The organism is Nocardia flavorosea NBRC 108225 (assembly GCF_001613385.1).
Classification (GTDB): Bacteria; Actinomycetota; Actinomycetes; order Mycobacteriales; family Mycobacteriaceae; genus Nocardia; species Nocardia flavorosea.
Genome location: NZ_BDCG01000002.1, coordinates 666,112 through 686,582, shown reverse-complemented (window position 1 = coordinate 686,582; position 20,471 = coordinate 666,112). Strand labels below are relative to the sequence as shown.

General features: G+C 66.6%; 17 protein-coding genes. 9 read left to right on the top strand and 8 right to left on the bottom strand.

The window, feature by feature from the left end:
• Nucleotides 1-262 precede the first annotated feature (262 nt).
• On the top strand, nucleotides 263-1,021 hold the full coding sequence (locus tag NFL01S_RS03290) for an SDR family NAD(P)-dependent oxidoreductase (RefSeq protein ID WP_062971161.1): 759 nt from the start codon (nucleotides 263-265) through the stop codon (nucleotides 1,019-1,021).
• A gap of 50 nt (nucleotides 1,022-1,071) precedes the next feature.
• Here the strand turns inward: NFL01S_RS03290 and NFL01S_RS03285 are convergent, their stop codons facing one another.
• The 3 genes from NFL01S_RS03285 to NFL01S_RS03280 all read right to left on the bottom strand — a co-directional run bounded on the left by NFL01S_RS03285 (nucleotide 1,072) and on the right by NFL01S_RS03280 (nucleotide 3,518).
• Entirely contained in the window at nucleotides 1,072-1,899 is an 828-nt protein-coding gene (locus NFL01S_RS03285; protein WP_062971413.1) for a mycofactocin-coupled SDR family oxidoreductase, read from the bottom strand.
• Entirely contained in the window at nucleotides 1,896-2,564 is a 669-nt protein-coding gene (locus tag NFL01S_RS37530; RefSeq protein ID WP_168433850.1) for a TetR/AcrR family transcriptional regulator, read from the bottom strand. Before NFL01S_RS37530 ends, NFL01S_RS03285 begins: the two co-directional genes overlap by 4 nt.
• Nucleotides 2,565-2,771: 207 nt before the next feature.
• Nucleotides 2,772-3,518, bottom strand: coding sequence for a GntR family transcriptional regulator (locus tag NFL01S_RS03280; protein ID WP_062971159.1), 747 nt, complete (start codon nucleotides 3,516-3,518; stop codon nucleotides 2,772-2,774).
• 443 nt (nucleotides 3,519-3,961) lie between these two features.
• On the opposite strand from NFL01S_RS03280, the gene NFL01S_RS03275 reads away from it, so the two are divergent.
• The 8 genes from NFL01S_RS03275 (at nucleotide 3,962) to NFL01S_RS03240 (ending at nucleotide 13,268) form a co-directional block, all read left to right on the top strand.
• Complete coding sequence (locus NFL01S_RS03275; protein ID WP_062971411.1) at nucleotides 3,962-5,302, top strand: hypothetical protein; 1,341 nt, start codon at nucleotides 3,962-3,964, stop codon at nucleotides 5,300-5,302.
• Complete coding sequence (locus NFL01S_RS03270) at nucleotides 5,299-6,693, top strand: acyl-CoA reductase (protein ID WP_062971157.1); 1,395 nt, start codon at nucleotides 5,299-5,301, stop codon at nucleotides 6,691-6,693. The genes NFL01S_RS03275 and NFL01S_RS03270 overlap by 4 nt, the downstream gene beginning before the upstream one ends.
• Nucleotides 6,694-6,985: 292 nt before the next feature.
• Nucleotides 6,986-8,005 carry an LLM class flavin-dependent oxidoreductase gene (locus NFL01S_RS03265; RefSeq protein ID WP_062971155.1) on the top strand — a complete coding sequence of 340 codons (1,020 nt, stop codon included), beginning with the start codon at nucleotides 6,986-6,988 and terminating at the stop codon, nucleotides 8,003-8,005.
• Nucleotides 8,002-8,631, top strand: a complete 630-nt coding sequence (locus NFL01S_RS03260) for a nuclear transport factor 2 family protein (RefSeq protein ID WP_084492351.1) — start codon at nucleotides 8,002-8,004, stop codon at nucleotides 8,629-8,631. Before NFL01S_RS03265 ends, NFL01S_RS03260 begins: the two co-directional genes overlap by 4 nt.
• A gap of 51 nt (nucleotides 8,632-8,682) precedes the next feature.
• Entirely contained in the window at nucleotides 8,683-9,459 is a 777-nt protein-coding gene (locus NFL01S_RS03255; protein WP_210744332.1) for an SDR family NAD(P)-dependent oxidoreductase, read from the top strand.
• A gap of 9 nt (nucleotides 9,460-9,468) precedes the next feature.
• Complete coding sequence (locus NFL01S_RS03250) at nucleotides 9,469-10,083, top strand: MarR family winged helix-turn-helix transcriptional regulator (protein WP_245670487.1); 615 nt, start codon at nucleotides 9,469-9,471, stop codon at nucleotides 10,081-10,083.
• A gap of 489 nt (nucleotides 10,084-10,572) precedes the next feature.
• A complete protein-coding gene (locus NFL01S_RS03245) occupies nucleotides 10,573-12,267 on the top strand; it encodes a hydrogenase maturation protein (protein ID WP_062971153.1) in 1,695 nt (564 codons plus the stop codon).
• Nucleotides 12,268-12,461: 194 nt separating this feature from the next.
• Nucleotides 12,462-13,268, top strand: a complete 807-nt coding sequence (locus NFL01S_RS03240; RefSeq protein ID WP_245670486.1) for an MHYT domain-containing protein — start codon at nucleotides 12,462-12,464, stop codon at nucleotides 13,266-13,268.
• Between the two features lie 287 nt (nucleotides 13,269-13,555).
• Here NFL01S_RS03240 and NFL01S_RS03235 read toward each other — a convergent pair whose 3' ends face one another.
• The 5 genes from NFL01S_RS03235 to NFL01S_RS03215 form a co-directional block, all read right to left on the bottom strand.
• Nucleotides 13,556-15,133, bottom strand: a complete 1,578-nt coding sequence (locus tag NFL01S_RS03235; RefSeq protein WP_062971152.1) for an LVIVD repeat-containing protein — start codon at nucleotides 15,131-15,133, stop codon at nucleotides 13,556-13,558.
• A gap of 129 nt (nucleotides 15,134-15,262) precedes the next feature.
• The gene (locus NFL01S_RS03230) at nucleotides 15,263-16,159 is read right to left on the bottom strand and encodes a hypothetical protein (protein WP_062971150.1); all 897 of its coding nucleotides are present in this window, start codon (nucleotides 16,157-16,159) and stop codon (nucleotides 15,263-15,265) included.
• Nucleotides 16,156-17,223, bottom strand: a complete 1,068-nt coding sequence (locus NFL01S_RS03225; RefSeq protein WP_062971148.1) for a hemolysin family protein — start codon at nucleotides 17,221-17,223, stop codon at nucleotides 16,156-16,158. Before NFL01S_RS03225 ends, NFL01S_RS03230 begins: the two co-directional genes overlap by 4 nt.
• Complete coding sequence (locus NFL01S_RS03220; protein WP_062971146.1) at nucleotides 17,216-18,610, bottom strand: hemolysin family protein; 1,395 nt, start codon at nucleotides 18,608-18,610, stop codon at nucleotides 17,216-17,218. Before NFL01S_RS03220 ends, NFL01S_RS03225 begins: the two co-directional genes overlap by 8 nt.
• 247 nt (nucleotides 18,611-18,857) lie before the next feature.
• Nucleotides 18,858-20,294, bottom strand: a complete 1,437-nt coding sequence (locus tag NFL01S_RS03215) for a GuaB1 family IMP dehydrogenase-related protein (protein ID WP_062971404.1) — start codon at nucleotides 20,292-20,294, stop codon at nucleotides 18,858-18,860.
• Between the last annotated feature and the right edge of the window lie 177 nt (nucleotides 20,295-20,471).

Below are 20,471 nucleotides of genomic sequence, written 5' to 3'. Positions count from 1 at the left end.
CCCGAAGTATAGTGAAAAGATTAATCGGATATCAGGGCTCTGGGAAACTGTGTGCGTGTGAATCGGGGTTGTATGGTCGGGTCGGAGGTGGTTGATTCGCGTAACTAGCTGAATAATTATCTTCTACGCCTGGTCGCGACTACGCTCCTGATGAGGGATCGTCTCTGACGGCACAACCACCGTTGCCGCGCCCTGCAGGCTCAGACGCCGTTCCCGCGGCGGCTCTGACATTGCATGACAACCACTTCGAAAGGAACCCGGGATGGGTCTGGTAGACGGAAAGGTCGCCTTGGTCACCGGTGCAGGCCAGGGCTTGGGTGAGGGGGTCGCTCATGCGCTGGCGGCCGACGGAGCGGCCGTCGTCCTCGCGGACAAGGTGTTCGCGAAGGTTCAGCGAGTGGCAGGGGACCTCACGGCGGCCGGCCACAAGGCGCTGGCGGTGGAATGCGATGTGCGAGATCGTTCGTCCGTCGACGGCGCCGTCGAAGCGGCAGTCGCCGAGTTCGGGACGGTCGATATCCTGATCAACAACGCGATGACTCAGAATCTGGTCCCGTTCGACGCGGCGACCGCGGAGGACCTCATCGATGCCTTCGAATCTTCTGTGCTGGGCACCTTCAATTGTATGAAGGCTTGCTTCCCGTACTTCAAGGAGAACGGCGGGAAGGTGGTCAATTTCGGTTCCGGAGCAGGAACCGAGGGAGTCCCGGGTATGGCGACGTACGGGGCCGCGAAGGAAGCGGTACGTGGACTCTCCAAGTCGGTTGCCACGGAGTGGGGCAAGTACGGGATCACGGTCAATGTCATTGTGCCGACGGGTTCGTCACCGGCATGGGAGCAGGTGAAGGACAGTCTGAGTGAGGCGAACCTCCGGAAGACACTGGCACAGTTCCCGATGCGGCGTATCGGCGACCCGATCACCGATGTGGGTCGTATCGTCGTGTTCCTGAGCAGTTCCTACTCCGACTATATGACGGGACGCACCCTGTTCGCGGACGGCGGGCGAGCGCTCTTCCGGTAAACGAGGCCGTGTTGCCGGAAGAGCCGAAGCCGGAGAGGTGCGGCGGCAGCTCACATGAGCTGGTTGCCCGCGCCGATCTGGAGGGAGGTTCCGGTGGTGAACCGTGCCTCGTCGCTTGCCAGGTAGGCGACCGTCGCGGCGACGTCCTCGGGTTCCTGCATGCCCTCGGGCAGTGCGGTGGCGGTGACCTGGTCGAACAGCCAGATCTCGTAATCGTCGATTCCGGTGGCACGCAGTACTTCCGGGTCGGGTGCCCGGCCCATGGCGGTGCGGACGCCGTTCGGGTGGATGGTGTTCACCCGGATGTTGTATCGCGCGACCTCGACCGCCAGTGTCCGGCAGAGGCCCACGAGGCCGTGCTTGGCCGCACCGTAGCCACCCGAGCGAGGGTAGCCGCGGTAGCCGGCCGCGGAGCTGGTGAGGATGATGGAGCCGCCGTTTCCGGCCGCGATCATGTGTGGCACGGTGGCTTTGACGGTCTTCCATACTCCGTTGAGGTTGACGTCGATGCAGATGTTCCACTGCTCCTCGGTCAGTTCCCACATGCGTCCGCCGGACATGGTGCCCGCGTTGGCAACGACGATATCGAGTCGGCCGAATCGGTCGACGCCCTCGTCGACGACCGCTTTCAGTGCGTCGAAGTCTCGGACATCGGCGCGGCCGACCACGGCGCGACGGCCGGTTTTCTCGATGAGCTGCCTGGTCTCTTCGAGTTGCTCCGGCGTCGCCGGCCTGGGATGTCCACCGGGCATCGGCCCGGCGATATCGATCGCGATGATGTCAGCGCCCTCTTCGGCTAGCCGGACGCAGTGTGCCCGGCCCTGACCGCGTGCGGCTCCCGTGACGAAGGCGACCTTTCCGTTCAATCGTCCCACTATGGGCTTTCCTTCCGTTCTGCGTTCGAAGAATGATGTGCCGCGCGGTCCCTCATTGCCGGGTTCTGGAAGGGCCGGCTCACTTGCGGCTGTCGTAGGCGCCGGATACCTCCCGCGTGCAGTGGAGTAACTGGAAAGCATGAGATCGTGTCCGCAGAAGCGTTACTTCGAAGGGGTCGGTCGGCTCGATTGCCAGTGGGTCGTAGACGAGGCCGCGGACGAGTCGATATATCGCGTCCGCGCCACCGTCCGGGTCGGCTGTAGCGAAGACGCCGCACCGCGCGCCCCGTCGGGCGACATCGACGAGTAGGTCGTACACTGTGCTCCCGGGGAGCATCCGGGAGGGCGGCCAGGAAATCCGTATCGGCGAACATCAGGGCCCGTGACCGACGACGACGGTCGTAGAGCACCTCTATATGGAACCGCAGCCAGTCGGTCAGTTGCTCGCACGGGTCATCGGTGCCGCTGAGTTGTTCGGCGACGGTCCGCACAGCGTGCTCGGACTGCGTTCGCATCAGCGCGAGCATCAGATGGGCTTTGCTCGGGAAGCGGCGGTAGAAGACGCCGGCGGAACATCGTGATGCGTCGAGGATCTGGCGGATCTTGAGAGACCGGTAGCCGGAGCGTTCGAGCACCTGCCACGCAGCGGTAACGAGCGCGACGCCCATGTCGGTATGGTCTGCGCTCTGGGCGAGGTGTGGAGCGGCTGTTTGCCTGCTCATGGTCACAGCACCACCGCCTCAGAGTAGGTATTTCGTTTTACTATATCTAAAATGGTTCGCCGGCCCAGGGGAAGCGCTCGTATGCCGCGCAGGAACATCGTTCCGCCACAGGCAACTGCCGGTTCGAACGGGCATGAGCTGATCGGGTAGCGGTCAGGGCGTGCTGCGGCGCAGAGTCACCCGGTAGGTGTAGTGCTCCGGCAGGAAGTGGCTGATCGACAGGTCCACCACTTGCCCGGTGGTATCGGAGTACAGGCGGTCGACCCGGAGTGTCGGATGGCCGGGTTCGCAGTCGAGGGCGGCTGCCGTTTCGGTGTCGGCCGCAGATACTGTGATCGACTGCGCGGCCTCGAGGATCGGGTTGGTGAGCCGGGGTTCGAGCAGACCGATCACGGTGTGCGAACTTCGCCCGCCGACCCCGAGTTCGGTGCGGTCGACGATATGCCGGGCGATGTGCTCGGGTAGGTGCACCGTGGTCAGGACGAACGGAACGCCCTCATGGATGCGACGGAATGTGACCGTGTACACCACGTCGCTGTCGAGTCGCAGCCGGCCGGCAGCGGCGGTATCGACGCGGCGGCGTAGGGGTGTGAGTACTTCCATCGTGGTGTCGGAGGACAGATTCATCAGGTCTTCGATGGAGCCGTGGTGGCGAAGGTAGCGGCCGCCGGACTCGGTGACGAATGTTCCGCGGCCGGGGACGCGATAGACGGTGCCATCGGCGACGAGGTCCTGGAACGCGCGTCGGACGGTCTGGCGGCTCACCCCATGCTGCCGCGCGAGTTCCGCCTCGGTCGGCAGACTGACGCCGTTACGGTAGTTGCCTGCCGCGATGGCGGCGCGCAGTTCCCGGGACACCAGTTGATGTGCCGGCCCGGTGCCCTGCCGCCGGTCTGCCATAGTGACCTCCTATTTCCTGGGTGCGAAATCCGCACGGCTCGCCCGGGGGCCGCGAGTGAAGGCCACGCCGCTGTGGTGCCGGGGAGAGTGCGACCGTACACGGTGCCGCGGCCGCGGCCGGCGTATGGTGCGGTCCTGCATGCGGCAGCGGTCGAGGGTTTGCTCAGTGCTCGAGGGGCTCGTATTGCCCACCGCGGCAGGGCCTGGGTCGAGAAGATTCGCCCGCGCCGGTAGATGCCCCTAGCGGAACAAGGTTCCCCGGTTCACTCCTCGAATGCCCGAAATTTCCGAATAAATTATCTCATTATCGGAAGTGGCCCCGGGCTCTCCGTGACCGACACATCGCTTTACTGCGCCCCGGCTCCGGCGCGGGACCGAATCAGAAGACACGCACCGATCGCCGGTGCCCGATGTCAGGGGAAATGTCCTTGTCGAAGACACGTATGGATTTGCTGAACCTCATAGAAGACCCCGAGAGGGCTTTCGCATTCACCGGAGACGACCTCGACGCCGAACGGATCGCTGCGGCCGACGACCTGTTCCAGCGGCAACGCCACCGGATATCGCTGCTGGACAAACGCGCAACGGACGCCGGGGTGGACGTCATCCGGTCCTACGCGGATATCGTCCCGCTGCTGTTCACCCACACGGCGTACAAGTCCTATCCGCAATCGTTCTACGACAAGGGTCGCTGGGACAAGATGCTCCAGTGGCTGTCGACATTGTCCGCGGACGATTTCTCGGACGTGGATATCGAGGGAGTCTCCGACGTCGACGACTGGCTCGAGCGATTGTGGGCTGCCGGGCACGCGGTGATCGCGACCAGCGGGACGAGCGGAAAAGTGTCGTTCCTCAACCACACGATGGCGGACCGGGCGCGCAAAACACGTCACTTCAAATACACCCACGGCTGGCCGCGCGTCCGGTCGGACAACGACCACGTCCTGTTCTGGATGGGGCCGTCGTTCGGGCGTACCAGCGCCGTCGAGGCCTTTCATACGGGTGTCGAGAACTGGGCTCGCCCCGGTGCGGTGCACGCGCTGTCGGATGAGCCGTTGCTGATCTCCGAGGTCAGCAAGGCAGCGGCGTTCCGTACGAAAATGGCGGCGGGAACGGCAACTCCCGACGAGATCGCCGAGAGGGAGTCGGCGGACGCCGCGAAATCCGCTCGCATGCGGGCAGATCTCGACAAGTTCATCGATACTTTGCTGGCACATCGCGACCAGCCGATCTGCGTGAGTGGTCTCTGGGCCCAGCATATGGCGATCATGGAGCGGGCCCGCGAACTCGGGATCGGCGACGGCGAGTTCCATCCCGAATCGATCGTCTCCGCAGGGGGCGGTGTGAAGGGCGTCGCCTTGCCGGCCGACTACAAGGATCAGGTGGCGCGCTTCTGGGGGGACGTCGTACGGACCGGCACCTACGGCATGACGGAGCTTTCCCAGGCACTGCCCATGTGCGATGGCGGCCGGTATCACGTCGCCCCCGGACTCATCGTGCTGCCGCTCGACGAGAACGGTGAGCGTCTGCTCGGCCCGGACGACGCCGTGAACGGGCGGCTCGAAGCGCGGTTCGCCTTCCTCGACCTCGGTGTCGAAGGCCGCTGGGGCGGCATCATCACCGGAGACAAGGTGACGATCGACCTGTCCGGCCGATGCCCATGTGGACGACCGGGAAAAACCCTGCTGGACAACATCGCCCGGTTCGCGCGGCCCGGCCAGGACGACCATATCGGCTGCGCCGGAACCATCGACGCCTACATTCGAGGAGTAGTCGGCTCATGACCACCACACAGGACAGCAGCCCGGTTGCCGTTCCCCACATCGTGAAGGGCCGGATAGAAAGCGGGTCCGCCCTGACGTACGGCCGGGGCACGGGTCGATTCGCGACTCCCGAACTGGATCTCACCCAGCTCGTCTGGACCCGCGCCGAACCGGGACCCGCCTTCGATGTACCTGTCGACGAGATCATCGATGTGCTGGCCGAGGTCGGACAGTGGATCGCGAAAGATGTGGACGGAGAGTTCGCGAAGGCGATGGTGTTCGCCAAGCGGACCAGCCCGTTGCCCGCAGAGGTGGTCGAACGGTCCTACGAAAATCTGCCCAAGGTGTTCACGCGCCGGTCCATGGAATTCCAGATCGATAACGAACTCGGTGGTAAGGACGTCATCGACGGCTGGCGGGTGATCACCGATACGCCCAGTGGGCGAACGCATCGGGTACGAGCTTTTCCGCCGCGCCTCGTTCATGTCATCGCGGGTAATGCGCCCGGTGTCGCCGCGCAGACGATCGTTCGCGGCGCACTGATCAAGGGACTGAACCTGATCAAGATTCCCTCGAACGATCTCTTCACCGCCCCTGCGCTGTTGCGGGCGCTCGCCGCGGTGGCGCCGGGGCATCCGGTCACGCGTTCGTTCTCGGCCGCCTACTGGCGTGGCGGCGATGCGAAGATCGAGGGCACGCTGTTCCGCCCGCAGTTCTTCGACAAACTGGTCGCATGGGGCGGCGGTTCGACGATCGTCAACGCGCAGAAGTACATCGGTCCGGGTTTCGAGCTCGTCGCCTTCGATCCGAAGACCTCGATTTCGCTGATCGGGCGCGAGGCCTTCGATTCGGAAGAAACGCTTCGGGCTGTGGCCGATCGCGCCGCGACAGACGCGACCCTGGTAGAGCAGCAGGCCTGCGCCGCGTCCCGGTTCCAGTTCATCGAAGGAACCACGGAGGACGCCGATCGCTACTGCGCACTTCTCTGTGAACGGATGGGAGTGGCCCGCCCTACCGCCAGCGCTGCGGGCCGGCCGCTCGGACCCGATCTGCGGGAGGAGATCGAAGGCCTGCGGGGACTGGACGATTTCTACCGGGTCTGGGGTGATTACGCGGGGTCCGGGGTGGTGATCCGCTCCGAGGACCCGGTCGACTTCCACCCCGATATGCGGACGGTCAACGTTGTCCCGGTCGCGGATCTGAGCGACGCGGTGACGTTTGCGAATGTCGCCACCCAGACAGTCGGGGTGTATCCGCCGCACCGCAAGGAACGGTTGCGCGACCCGCTCGCTGCCATGGGGGTGCAGCGGATCGTGGAACTCGGTGGAGCCGGCGGTGTGGAGCAAGGCCTGCCACACGACGGATTCATGCCACTCGCGCGGTTCGTCCGCTGGGTCAACGACGAGGGCTGAGGTAGCGCGTTCATCGGCGTGCCGAAGTGCGCCGGTTGCCGGCGGCGCTGGGCCTGGCCATGCCGCGGGTATCGAGGTTCGGGGCGTCGTTTCACGACCGCAACCGGCCCCGTATGCGTGGCGGTGGCATTTCGGGCCGGAAACCCCGCATGTGAAATAACTCAATTAGTTAGCTATTATGCGGTGGGTGGGCGGCCGAGAGATGCGTGGCACGTTGCCCCGCGCCTCAGCCCCCGAGCGGATCGAATAAGCGTCGGCACCCGGGCCTCGGCCCGGTGAAAGGGGAAGTCCTGTGGACGTTGGTGTCTACTTCGACATGCGTAACCCGATGAAGTGGCGACGCGATCCCGTCGAGTTGTACGGGGCGTTCCCGGAGTTGTGCGAGGAGATCGAGCACCAGGGCCTCGACAGCATCTGGGTGACCGAGCACCACGGCTTCTCCGACGACTACCTACCGGCGCCGTTGACCTTGCTCGGTGCCGCGGCGGCCCGCACCCGCAGGGTTCGACTGGGCACCGGGGTGGTCGTGGCGCCACTGCACGAAGCGGCCGAACTGGCCGAGCAAGCGGCCGTCGTCGATCTGCTCAGCGGCGGCCGGCTCGATCTGGGACTCGGCGCGGGGTATCGCCCGCCCGAGTTCGATCTCTACCACGCCGACCTGGGAACCCGGTACGGAGTCAACGACGATCGGGCTCGGCGCATTCGAGAGTTGTGGTCGAGTCGCGCCGTCACGCCCTCGCCGGCTCAACCCCGTGTACCGATCTGGATGGGCTACCTCGGACCGAAGGGTGCGCGTCGCGCGGGGCGCCTGGGCGAGTTTCTGCTGTCACCCGATGCGCGGAACTGGGAGCCCTATCGACTCGGCCTGATCGAAGGTGGGCACGATCCTTCGATCGCGCGCATGGGCGGTGGTATTCAGGCGTGGATCAGCGACGACCCCGAGCGGGACTGGCCGATCGTCCGCGAGCACCTCGCCGAGCAGGCGAACTCCTACCGGCTGCACGGGCGGATGGGGTATTCCGATCTGCCGCCGTACAAGCCGGTCGATCCGGACGTGCTCCGCGACCGGCGGCCCCGCGGCCGGACATCCACCGACTATTTCGTCTTCGGCACAGCTGCCGAGGTCGCCGAATTCGTGCGCGACTTCACCGCCGGGGCGCCGGTCGACACGGTGTACTTCTGGGCGGCCCTACCCGGGATGCAGGCCGACCAGGTGGCGGCGAATATTCGTGCCGTCGCGACGGACCTGGCGCCGTTGTTGCGTGAGATCAAGCCGAGTACCGAGCACGAAACCGCAGGAGTTACCCGATGAGCGACGCTGCGAGGCTGGCCCGGCTCGAAGCCCAATGGGAGATCGGGCAGCTACCCATTCGCTACGCCCTCGCGGTGGACCGGCGCGATATCGATGCGTGGACGCAGCTGTTCGTGCCCGATGTGAATATGGGCAGACACGGATCGGGCCGAGAGGCTCTGAAGGCCTACATCGAGCCACAGGTGCGGTGGTTCTACCGGTCGGTGCACCTGATCTGCGGACATCGGATCGAGCTCGGGCCCGATGGCGCGGACGGTCCGGTCCGAGCCCGGGGGAGTGTCTACTGCCGTGCGGAGCACGAGGTGGGGGACCGCTGGATAGTTATGGCGATCCGCTACGACGACGACTATCGGCGAGTGGACGGTGAGTGGCTCTTCGAGAGCCGCCGCGAGTATCACTGGTACGCAGCGGACATCACGGAGCATCCCCAAGCGGTCGGTTTCGACAGCTGGGGGACGGCAGGACGCCGTCCAGCGCTGCCCTCGATCGACCCGGAGTGGGGCACGTTCTGGGCCGGAGGCGACGTCGGTGCGCTGACTGCGGATCCGGTCGGCACGTACGACCGGCACGGTCGGCCCGCAGACGGTTCTCCGGAGCAGGTGCCGATGGACCGCCGTGAAGTCTAGTACCGAGCTGAGGAAACATCGCGGGCACCTGTCCGCGGAAGGAGAGGGACCATGGTGGACAGGTTCGAGGGAACAGTCGCGATCGTGACCGGTGCCGGTTCAGGAATCGGGCGGGCCGCGGCATTACGTCTCGCAGCCGAGGGTGCGGTGGTCGTCGTCGCCGATATACGCAAGGACGCGGCGGAGGAGACCGTCGCGGAGATCATGACCACGGGCGCCCGTGGCGAGGCGATCGCCGGTGACGTGCTCGAGCCGGAATTCCTGGACGAATTGGTCGACGGAACGGTCCGGCGCCACGGGCGGCTCGATGTTCTGCACAACAACGTCGGTTTCGGAAGGCGGGGAACGCTCGTCGACCTGGGCGACGACGACTGGCAGCGTGGTATCGACGGAAATCTCGGTGCCACGTTTCGCGGTATCCGCGCCGCCCTGCGTGTGATGGCGGAGCAACGTAGCGGCGCGATCGTCAACACGGCGTCGTTGGCGGGTGTGCGGAAGGTGCCCGGCGTCGTGCCCTACTACGGCGTCGCGAAGGCCGGCGTAATCCAGTTGACCCGGGAAGCGGCAGTCGAGGCCGGTGCCTACGGAGTGCGGGTCAACGCGGTGGTACCGGGCTCGGTGCGGACCCCGGCGTTTGAGTCGTACCTGGAGCAGATCGGTGGACTGGATGCCTACGCCGACCAGTTGCCGTTGCGCCGGATCGGGCGACCCGAGGACATCGCGGCCGCCGTCGCGTTCTTGGCTTCGCCCGATGCCGCGGGGATAACCGGTGTCGCACTGCCGGTGGACGCCGGCGTCAGTGCAGTGCTCGCGGAACCCAAGCTCTGAGGAGCCGATGTGCGTGGGGCGGTCGCCGACATCGACGACGACAGCCGTATCGCCGATCCATCGACAACTCCCCCTGAGGTCGACGCGTCCGTGGCGGCGGAACTACGCGCCGCGGACTTCGAGAAGACGCCATCGAATCGTCGTGCCGGCCGGAAGGGAGATGCGCGCGTGGGTGATGCGATGGATCTGGTCGAGTTCGAGACCATGATCTTCAGCCGGTTCAGTACCGCCTCGCGCCATAGAGGCGAGCCGGTGCTGGACCGGAGCGCCTATCTGTTGTTGTCCCGTATCGACGCCGAGAGACCGATGTCGATCAACGAGCTCAGCGGGGCACTGGGCCTGAATCCTTCCACACTGACCCGGCAAGCCTCTGCAGCAGTGCGCGCAGGAATTCTGCAGAGAACTCCGGACCCTGCCGGCGGTCTGGCCCGGAAGTACGAGCTGACAGACCGAGGCAGGCAGCGGCTTGCGGAGCAGCGTCGCGCCCACCGGGAGTTCGTGGCCGAGGTCCTGCAGGACTGGAATAGTGACGATGTGACCGCATTCGCCGCCTACCTGTGCAGATTCAACTCCGATGTCGAGAATCGGCAGGGGGTGGCTTGGCCTCGCCGGGCTCCTCGATAGCTACGGCGTGACGACCTTCCCAGTGGGAAGATCGAGCCGATCCTGCACCGCCGCCGCCGCGAAGCCAAGGCGCTGGCCGCGAAGAACGGGGCCTGATCGCCCGCGTGACACCGAACGCCGCCCCCGACCGAATCAACGGTCGGGGGCGGCATCGTTTCACGATATGGCCGTAGACAACCCGGCCGTCGAACGGGCCCGGAGCCACCGTGCCCCGGGGGAACGGGTACACCGGCGAGATCATTCGTACCGCTGTTCCGGAGGCGCAATCGGTCGTGGGCCGTGGGGCGGACGCCCGCCGCAGGACTGCGTGCGAGTGGCTCTTCCGGCCAGGAAGGGGCGGAATGTCTTGGGCGATGGACGGATACGTCGTACGCTGAGATGTTGCGGGGATCACCCCGGACTGCGGCCGGCGCGCCGGGGGATTAGCTTTGTCGGGAATCGAAACAATACTTTGGGATCGAACAGATCTCACCCGATGGAGGAAAAACCTTGCGCGTCCTGCTCGTCGCCAGCGCATTCAACAGTCTCACGCAGCGCGTGCACACCGAGTTACGCGGTCGCGGGCACGAGGTAGGGGTCGAACTGGCACTCGGCGACGATCTGCTGCGGGCTCGGGTCACGCATTTCCGCCCCGACCTCATCGTGGCGCCGATGCTGACGACGGCGATCCCGGAAGACATCTGGACCGCGCATACCGTACTCATCGTGCATCCCGGCCCGAAGGGGGACCGCGGGCCCTCCTCGCTCGACTGGGCGATCAGCACCGGTGCCAGGGAGTGGGGCGTCACGGTACTGCAGGCCGTCGCGGAAATGGACGCGGGCCCGATCTGGGCATCCGTGCGGTTCCCGGTGGCAGCCTGCGGGAAGAGCGAGCTGTACCGCAACGAGGTCTCCGATGCCGCCGTGACCGCGGTACTGCTGGCCGTCGACCGGTTCGCCGGCGGTGAATTCGGGCCCGAGCCTTTGGATTACAGCCGTCCCGATGTGCGCGGGCAGTTGCGGCCCTATCATTCCCAGCAGTACCGCCGGATCGACTGGGATAGCGAGGACACCGCTTCTGTCCTGCGTAAACTGCGCGCCGCCGATTCGCAGCCGGGAGTGCTCGACGAACTGTACGGCCGGGAGTATTTCCTCCACGGCGGTCACCACGAGGACCGGTTGCGGGGCACCCCCGGGGCCGTCGTCGCCACTCGCGACGGGGCGATCTGCCGGGCCACTGTCGACGGCGCGGTCTGGCTGCCGCAGCTGCGGCGGCGCCGGAAACCGGGCGGACCGGCGACTTTCAAACGACCCGCCACCCATGCGCTCGGCACCGACCTGCCCGGGGATGTTCCCGAGGTACCGGTCACACCCGCCGAAGCAGCGGTCCGCGATACCTGGTCGGAACTGAGCTATTACGAGCAGGGGTCCGTCGGCTATCTGGAATTCGCCTTTGCCGGCGGTGCCATGAGTACCGTGCAGTGCCGGCGCCTGCTCGCGGCCTACCGGCAGGCCTGTGCGCGGCCGATCCGTGCGCTGGTACTGGGCCCCGCCCGCGACTTCTTCTCCAACGGGATCCATCTCAATGTCATCGAGGGGGCCGAGGATCCGGCCGAGGAATCGTGGCGCAACATCACCGCGATGAACGATCTGGTGGAGGCCATTCTCACCACGACGGACAAACTGGTGATCTCGGCCTTGACCGGGAACGCGGCGGCCGGTGGGGTGATGCTCGCGCTGGCCGCCGACGAGGTGTGGTGCCGTGAATCGGTCGTGCTCAATCCGCACTACCGGCTCATGGGCCTGTACGGGTCGGAATACTGGACGTATTCGCTGCCGCGCCGCGTGGGGGCGACCGAGGCCGCGCGGTTGACCAGGGAGACCCTGCCGGTCGGGGCCGGCGCGGCCGCGGCCATCGGCCTGGTGGACCGGGTCGGGGCGGGCGGTACCGCCGAATTCCGTGAGTGGGTGCGCCGGGAAGCGTCCCTGCTCGCCGATTCGCCGGAGCTGGAGGGCCGTCTGACGGCGAAGAAACGGCAGCGGGAAGCGGACGAAGCGGTCAAACCGCTGGCCGATTACCGGTCCGAGGAGCTGGCACATATGCGTCGGAACTTCTTCGCCGAGGGCGAGCCGTACCACCAGTTGCGGCAGAACTTCGTGTACAACGTCGTTCCCCCGGCCACCCCGGCGTATCTCCTGGGCTGATTCACCGCTTCGGGCCGGGTAGCCCAGTTGTGACATCAGGTGGCGGGCGCATACCCGTCTGAGGTGAAATTTTTACTTTGTAGCCCGGCTTCGGGAACATCGAACTTCTGCCTGCGTGGCTGTGGTTCGGAAATCGACTAGTACAAGCGGAGTAGAGAGACGTGCTACAACTCGAGCACTTCAGCAATGGCTGGGTGACTCCTGTCCTTGCCTATGTGATGTCGTTCATAGGCTCGGTGCTCGGCCTGCGCTGCGCCGTCCGCGCACGTACGGCGAGCCCTGCCTACGGCTGGCTGGTCGCGGCAGCCATCGCGCTGGGTGGGGCCGGAATCTGGGTTATGCATTTCACGGCGATGCTCGGCTTCACCATCGACGGTACGAGCATCCGGTACAACATGCCGATGACTCTGCTCAGCGCGGTGATTGCGATCGTCGTGGTGCTGATCGGGCTGGTGATCGTCGTCCGGGGGCACCGGGAGGCGGTCGCACTGCCCCTCGGCGGCGCTATCACCGGTCTCGGCGTGGTGGCCATGCACTACCTGGGTATGGCTGCGATGAGCACCGGCGTCGATATGGAATACAGCACCGGCCTGGTCCTGCTGTCCATCGCGATCGCGGTGGTCGCGGCCACCGCCGCGCTGTGGTTCATGCTGCACGTGCAGGGCTGGGGCAATACCGTCGGCGCGGCGCTGATCATGGGGGTCGCGGTCTGCGGTATGCATTACACCGGTATGGCGTCCATGAGCGCGCACCACGGGCAACACCACGGGCTACCCGAGGGCGTTGCGCCCGTCGAACTGCTCACCCCGCTGCTGACCACGGTGGCGCTGGTCGTCGTGGGCCTCGTGGTGCTGGTCGGTGTGGCCGAGCTCGAGGTGCGCAGTGTCGCCGCGGCGAGCACGGTGCGCGAATCGGGTGAGGCCGGCACGCTGCTCACCACGGACCCCGCCACCTTGGCCCATAGTGGACGCCAGTGGCCACGGCTACCCACTCACGATTAGCCTCGGGTTCGCAGTCGTGACACCGTGGGCGGGGCCCGGTTGTTCCGATGGGCCGGGGGTCCTATTCTGGGCCGCCGTATCTGCAAACTGATGTGAGGATTGTTCGATGGGTAGTACCGTGCTCGATATCGCCGCACTGATCGTGATGCGGGTGGGGGATTTCTGGAACTGGATGGCCACCGGCTCGGCGGGGTTCCCGCCGCTGTGAGTCGCTGACAGCCGAGCCGAGCCCGGGTGCCGAGTGCACCCGGGCTCGGCTGTTTCAGGGGGCGCTCGCAGGGCCCCGGTCAGGAACCCACCACCGACTGCTGATCGGCCGGCGGTGTATACACCGATTCGTCGACGTGCAACACCATGAAACCGTTATCGGAACAGGTCACGTAGAGATCGTTGCCCCGCCATTCCGGCGGCGACAGGCACCAGTCGGTCGAGACATCGCCGAAGGCGAGTTTGCCGGTCCGCGCGGAGAGCGCCTGCGACGGGTCGAACTGCCCCTCGAGTACTGCGCGGGCCGCACTGGGCGCCGTCATCGCCGGAATACCGAGCAGTGACGCCAGCGCATGCGGGGAGTTGGTCAGTTCGAGGTTGCGTCCGGTGCGCGCCGGTGGATTGAAATAGGCGATCTCCCGGATCGCGTGCGGGTCGCGGATATCGAACACCCGGATACCGGACGATATCCAGCCGCAGGCCAGTGCAGTGGGGTTCGCCGGCCGGTCGGCGGCACAGTAATGGGATTCGTACGCGAACACCGAACCTCCCATGGAGGAGGCGATACTGCTGTCCAGATGCTGCGGCAGGTTGATCTCCAGTTTCACTTTGGCGACGACCCGGGGGTCGGTGTCGTCGGAGACGTCGATCAGTTTCACGCCTCCTGAACCGCCCTCGTCGACGGTGTAGATATGGGGTCGGCCGTCGTAGGTGACCGGAATACTGTGCTGCGTGGCCCAGCCGTCGGACCAGAACATCCGCCCGAGATGATGCACCTGCGGGTTGGGGTCGCGCCGCTGTACCGCGCTGATATCGAGCACAGTGACGCCGCTGAGAGCCGACAGATACAGCCGGTTGCCGTCCGGGCTCACCCCGAAACCATGGGCGGTGATACCGGTGAGACCCTGCCAGACGACCCGCGGGTTCGCGGGATCGGTGAGATCGACCGCGCTGAGGAAACCGGGTGTGATCCCGGAGGCCCAGTAGGTGTTGCCGTCCGGGGAGAATCCACCCTCATGGGTCGTGATCGGCAGCGGCATACCGACGTTCGTACCCGGGCCGGGGTTCAGCAGCCGTGGATGTGCGCAGTCGGAAATATCGTAGACCGACAGATATCCGGCCCCGACCAGCATCGGGACCCCGGTGCCCACCAACAGCTTGCGCCGGGCGTTCACCTTCAAGCTCTCCCAGGTACCGGCGACCATGGCCGGTTCGTTCAGGGTCACGGTCGGGCGCGGATGCGCCGGATCGGCAACATCGAGGACCTGCACCCCGCCGTTCTGGTGCAGCAGGTTCCCGGGGAAGAAGGTCCCCATATAGGCGCAGTGCTCGAAACTGGTCGAGGTGATCCCGGCGCCGCGGCCGGCGAACTGGCCGACCATCGACATATTGCAGCGGTAGCCCTGGGTGCTGCGTCCACTGTCGCGATCGGCCGCCGGAACGTCGCCCTGCAGCCCGGGTTCGGGCATGGCGCCGGGGCCGCATTCGGCGCGCGGTACGGCGGTACGGCCCACGTCGAGGAATTCCCGGACCTCGTTGTGGATATCGGCCTGCAGATCCGCTGTGGCGCTACCCGGCAGCAGGATCGCGGTGACCACCGTAACCACGCCGAGCACGATCGCCCGGGTCCGATGGAGTTCTCCGAAGGGACGCCCCATTGCCTCCTCGCGCTTCCCGAGCTACCTCGTCCGACCCGCCCGGACGGCATTTGGGACACCATCCGGAATTGTCCAGTGATGGTAGCGATTCGGAGCCCGCCCGAAGAGGGCTTTCGCCGAATGCGGTGTTCAGTCCAGGGCTGCCAACAGGGATTCGCAGGAATCCAGCAGCCGGCGGCGCAGCACCTCGGCCCGGTCCGCGATCGCGCTCTGTGCCCGGACGTAATCGGCGCGGCCGGCGGGGGTTTCGATCGGTACGGGCTCGTAACCGTAGTCCCGCAGATCATACGGGCTGGCCCGCATATCGAGTTCGCGGGCGTCACGAGCCAAGGCGAAACAATCCAGCAGCAGATCCGAGCACACCAGCGGGCTGAGCTTGAAACACCACTTGTACAGGTCCATATTCGCGTGCAGGCAGCCCGGTTGTTCGACGCGCGGCTGGTCGTCGCGGGTGAGATGCCGGTTGTTACGGCCCACGGCGGGCGGGGTGAAGAAGCGGAACGCGTCGAAATGGGTACAGCGCACCGGCATCGACTCCAGGACGGCATCGGTACCGGCCGCCCCCAGCCGCAGCGGGACCGAATCGTGGCGGACCTCGCCGCTGCGGTACACCATCGCCCATTCGTGCAGGCCGAAACATGACAGCTGGGCCGGCCGGGAGGCGGTCGCACGCAACAGTCCGGCGATATAGGACACGGTATCGCCGCGGGCGCGCAGGAACCGCGGATCGGCGGTCACCACCGGCCCGGAGGCGGTGTCTGGCCCGTCGAGCCGGTGATAACCGCGTAAACCGCTGTACTCGGCGGCGCCGGCCAAGGCGATGCCGAACCCCGGATGCCAGCGGCGCAGCTGCGCGGGACGATGCCCGTAGTAGGTCCACAGGAAGTCGAGCACCGGGTGGCGGGTTCCGGTGGCGCGCCGGCGCAGATAGTCACCGGCGAGCTCATCGGCGCGGGCGGCGTGCGCGGTGGCGCGCGGCCGCCACTCGGATTCGGCGAAGACCGCCACAGCGGCACCGACCGTCATTCGGCCACCCGGTGCGTGGCATCACGCACCGTACCGACGAACTGTTCGACCAGATCCTCGAGCGCCACGATCCCGACCGTATTCCCCCGGGCATCGACCACCCGGCCCAGATGACTGCTGGTGCGGCGCAGCCGGGCCAGCGCCTCGTACAGGGTGGTGCCCAGCAGGACGGTCGGCAACGGCCGGATATCGGTGCGTGGAATCTCGGTATTCGGTCCGGCCGACTCGTCGGAGACCTTGTCCAGAACATCCTTCACATGCAGGTACCCGACCAGCGACCCGTCCGCGGCCCGTACCGGATACCGGGAGAACCCGGTTTCGGCGACAGCGGTTTCGATATCGCCGAGCGTGGTACCGCCCGCTCCCCGTAACGGCACGGTGCGCATCCGGTGCAGCGGGATCATGACCTCGGCCACGAACCGTTCCCCGGTCCCCAGGGCCTGGGTGAGGCGGCGATGTTCCTCCTCGTCCAGCAGGCCCTCGGACCGTGATTCGCCGATCATCTCGGCGAGTTCATCGCTCGATACCGCCGATTCGAGTTCGTCCTTCGGTTCGATACGCAGCATGCGCAGTGTCGCGTTGGCCGCGAAGTTGTAGAGCGCGATAAGTGGCCGGGCGATCCGCAACCAGGCCAGATGCACCGGCACCAGCAACAGCGCACTGCGTTCCGGACCGGCGAGCGCGATGTTCTTCGGGATCATCTCGCCCAGCAGGATGTGCAGGATCACCACGATGGTCAGCGCCACCACGAACGACACCGGATGCAGCAGCCCCTCCGGCAGGCCCACCAGTTCGAAGGGGTATTCCAGTAGATGCGCGACCGCGGGTTCGCCGACCCGGCCCAGCAGAATCGAGCATATGGTGATACCGAGCTGGGCCGCCGCCAGCATCATCGAAAGGTTCTGACCGGCCCGGATCACGGTATCGGCATTACGTTTGCCCTGCGCGGCGAGCGCCTCGAGCCGGTCGCGCCGGGCCGAGATCAGCGCGAATTCCGCGCCGACGAAGAAGGCGTTGCCGGCGAGTAGCAGCACGGTGAACGCGACAGCGAACAGATCACCCATGGTGGTACTCCCGTCCGGCCGGCTGCTGTTCGCGTTCGAGCGACCGGTCGTCGACCGGTACGAGCCGGACCCGGTCCACGCGGCGCCCGTCCATCCGTTCGACGCGGGCGAGCCAACCGCCCGGGCCGTCGATATGGCGGCGGTCGTGGCCGCGCCGCTGCGGCAGCACGACGATATCGCCGGCCGCCGGGATGCGGCCGAGCCTGGTCAGCACCAGACCGCCGAGGGTTTCGTATTCGCCCTCGGGCGCCTGGTAGCCGGTGGCCCGGGAGATCTCGTCGATCCGGAGCAGCCCGGAACAGTCCCAGCCGTCGGAGACGCGGCGGACGTCGCGTTCCTCTTCGTCGTGTTCGTCGCGGACATCGCCGAGGATCTCCTCGATAATGTCCTCCATGGTCACCAGGCCGGCGGTGCCGCCGTATTCGTCGACCACCAGCGCGACCTGCATACCGTCGGCGCGGACCCGTTCGAGCACCTCGTCCCCGTCCAGGCTCGCGGGTACGACGGGAACGGGTTGCGCGATCTGTGCCAGACCCACCCCGGCGCGGGTGCGCGCCGGATGGGTGAAGGCCTGTTTGACGTGGACCACACCGAGCGTATTGTCCAGATCGCCGTCGATCACCGGGAACCGGGAAAAACCGGTGCGGGCGGCGGCGGCCAGCAGATCGCCGATGGTATCGGTCCGTTCGAGCGCCTCGATCTTGACGCGGGGTGTCATGAGTTCTTCGGCACTGCGCGCCCCGAACTGCAGCGACCGGTCCAGGATCTGGGCGGTGCGCTGATCGAGCGCACCGTGCTGGGCCGAGGTGCGTACGAGCGAACCGAGTTCCTGCGGCGACCGCGCCGAGCGCAGTTCCTCGGCCGGTTCCACACCGAGCCGGCGCACCACCCAGTTCGCCGTGCCGTTGAGGAATTGGATCATCGGTTTGAACACCGTCGAGAACGCCACCATCGGTCCCGCAGTAGTGCGCGCGGTGGCCAGCGGTGCCGCGATCGCGATGTTCTTCGGCACCAGTTCGCCATAGATCATCGACAGCGAAGTGGCCAGGATCAGCGCGAGAACCAGCGATATACCGGTGGCCGCGGAATCGGGGATGCCGACCAGGCCGAACAGCGGTGCCAGCAAGCGGGCCAGCACCGGCTCGGCGATATAGCCGGTGATCAGGGTGGTGATGGTGATTCCGAGCTGGGCCCCGGACAACTGGAACGACAGCGTGCGATGGGCCTGCCGGACCGCGCGGGCGCGGACATCACCGTCGCGGGCATGCGCTTCGACGGTGCTGCGTTCCAAGGCGGTGAGGGAGAATTCGGCGGCCACGAACAGGGCGGTGCCCGCGGTGAGCGCCACGAACCCGATCAAGCTCGCGATGGTGAGGACGACGGTCATATCACCACCACCCGGCGGGCTTCGGCAGCGACGGCCGGACGAACAGGTGGTCGGTGGAGGGTCGTGCGGAGGGGGACGCCGGGTCTGTCACCCGGCTCGATAGATGAGCCCTCCTGAGTGGCGCCCTCGGACGCGGGTGACAACTGGTTCCTTTCGTCCTGGTGAATTCATGGCCGGCATCGCCGACGCACCTTATGGTACCGGCCCGTACACCGGGGTGCACGGGCCGGTCGGCGGGGCTGCCCGCTCACCACCCGCCGGGCAGGGGCCGCCCCTCGGCGAATCCGGCGGCCGACTGCACTCCCAGGACGGCGCGGTCGTGGAACTCCGCGAGGGTGCGGGCACCGGCATAGGTGCAGGCACTGCGGACGCCCGAACATATGTGGTCGATCAGGTCTTCGACGCCGGGCCGCTCGGGGTCCAGCAGCATCCGGGAGCTCGAGATACCTTCCTCGAACAGGGCCTTACGGGCGCGGTCGTATCCGCGGTCGGCGGCGGTGCGGGCGGCGACAGCGCGTTTGGAGGCCATCCCGAAGCTCTCCTTGTAAGCGTTGCCCTCCCGGTCCACCCGCAGATCACCGGGCGATTCGTAGGTGCCGGCGAACCAGGAACCGATCATGACATTGGCTGCCCCCGCCGCGAGCGCCAGCGCCACATCGCGCGGATGTCGGACACCGCCGTCGGCCCAGATATGTGCCCCGAGTTCCCTGGCCGCGGCGGCACATTCGGCCACCGCGGAGAACTGCGGCCGGCCGACCCCGGTCATCATCCGGGTGGTGCACATGGCGCCGGGACCCACTCCGACCTTGACGATATCGGCGCCGGCGGCGATCAGATCCCGGGTGCCCTCGGCCGAGACCGTGTTCCCGGCCACGAGTGGTACGCCGAGGCCCAGGTCGCGGATGGAACGCAGCGTTTCCAGCATCTTCACCTGGTGCCCGTGGGCGGTATCGACCACCAGGAGATCGGCGCCGGCATCCACCAGCGCCTTGGCCTTTGCCGGGACGTCACCGTTGATACCGACGGCGGCCGCGATCCGCAGCTTCCCGTCCCCGTCCACCGCCGGCGTGTAGATCCCGTGCCGGACCGCGCCGGTACGGGTCAGCACACCCGCGAGGGTGCCGTCCGGGGCGAGCAGCACCGCCAGATCGGCATGAGCGGCCTCGAGCCGGTCGAAGATATAGGACGGTTCGGCCGTGGCCGGCGCGGTGACGAAATCGGTCGTGGCGATCTCGTGCAGCCGGGCGAACCGGTCGACATCGGCGCAGGCCGCTTCGGTGACCACGCCGACCGGCCGGTCCCGGTCGACGACGATCACCGCGCCGTGCGCACGTTTGTGGATCAGCGCCATGGCATCGGAGACCGAATCATCCCGGGTGAGCGTGACCGGGGTGTCCGCGATGAGCGAGCGGCCCTTGACGAACGCGATGGTCTCCGCGACCGCGCTGTTCGGCAGGTCCTGCGGCAGCACTACGATCCCGCCGCGCCGAGCCACCGTTTCGGCCATCCGCCGCCCGGCGACCGCGGTCATATTCGCGACCACCAGCGGGATGGTGGTGCCGGAGCCATCGGACGTGGTGAGGTCGACATCGAACCGCGACGCGATATCGGTGCGGTTCGGAACCAGGAAGACGTCGTTGTAGGTCAGGTCGTACGGCGGGGTTTGTCCGGGGAGAAACTGCACTGCACCCATGGTAATCGGCAGCGGACCGCGGCGGCGGGCATTGCGCGCGCCGCTCCCGGCATTCCAGGTGCCCGGCCGGCGGATACCCGGCTGTTCGCGCCGCCGTGAAGCCCTGCTACCGGTCGCAGAGTGCCGCCCGGCGGATGGCCCAGCCCGTAACCGAGCGCGAATCCTCCG

Coding starts and splice junctions, on each gene's coding strand:
- NFL01S_RS03290 (WP_062971161.1), top strand. CDS start 263: ATGGGTCTGGTAGACGGAAAGGTCGCCTTGGTCACCGGTGCAGGCCAG.
- NFL01S_RS37530 (WP_168433850.1), bottom strand. CDS start 2,564: ATGGGCGTCGCGCTCGTTACCGCTGCGTGGCAGGTGCTCGAACGCTCC.
- NFL01S_RS03280 (WP_062971159.1), bottom strand. CDS start 3,518: ATGGCAGACCGGCGGCAGGGCACCGGGCCGGCACATCAACTGGTGTCC.
- NFL01S_RS03275 (WP_062971411.1), top strand. CDS start 3,962: ATGGATTTGCTGAACCTCATAGAAGACCCCGAGAGGGCTTTCGCATTC.
- NFL01S_RS03270 (WP_062971157.1), top strand. CDS start 5,299: ATGACCACCACACAGGACAGCAGCCCGGTTGCCGTTCCCCACATCGTG.
- NFL01S_RS03260 (WP_084492351.1), top strand. CDS start 8,002: ATGAGCGACGCTGCGAGGCTGGCCCGGCTCGAAGCCCAATGGGAGATC.
- NFL01S_RS03255 (WP_210744332.1), top strand. CDS start 8,683: ATGGTGGACAGGTTCGAGGGAACAGTCGCGATCGTGACCGGTGCCGGT.
- NFL01S_RS03235 (WP_062971152.1), bottom strand. CDS start 15,133: ATGGGGCGTCCCTTCGGAGAACTCCATCGGACCCGGGCGATCGTGCTC.
- NFL01S_RS03230 (WP_062971150.1), bottom strand. CDS start 16,159: ATGACGGTCGGTGCCGCTGTGGCGGTCTTCGCCGAATCCGAGTGGCGG.
- NFL01S_RS03225 (WP_062971148.1), bottom strand. CDS start 17,223: ATGGGTGATCTGTTCGCTGTCGCGTTCACCGTGCTGCTACTCGCCGGC.
- NFL01S_RS03220 (WP_062971146.1), bottom strand. CDS start 18,610: ATGACCGTCGTCCTCACCATCGCGAGCTTGATCGGGTTCGTGGCGCTC.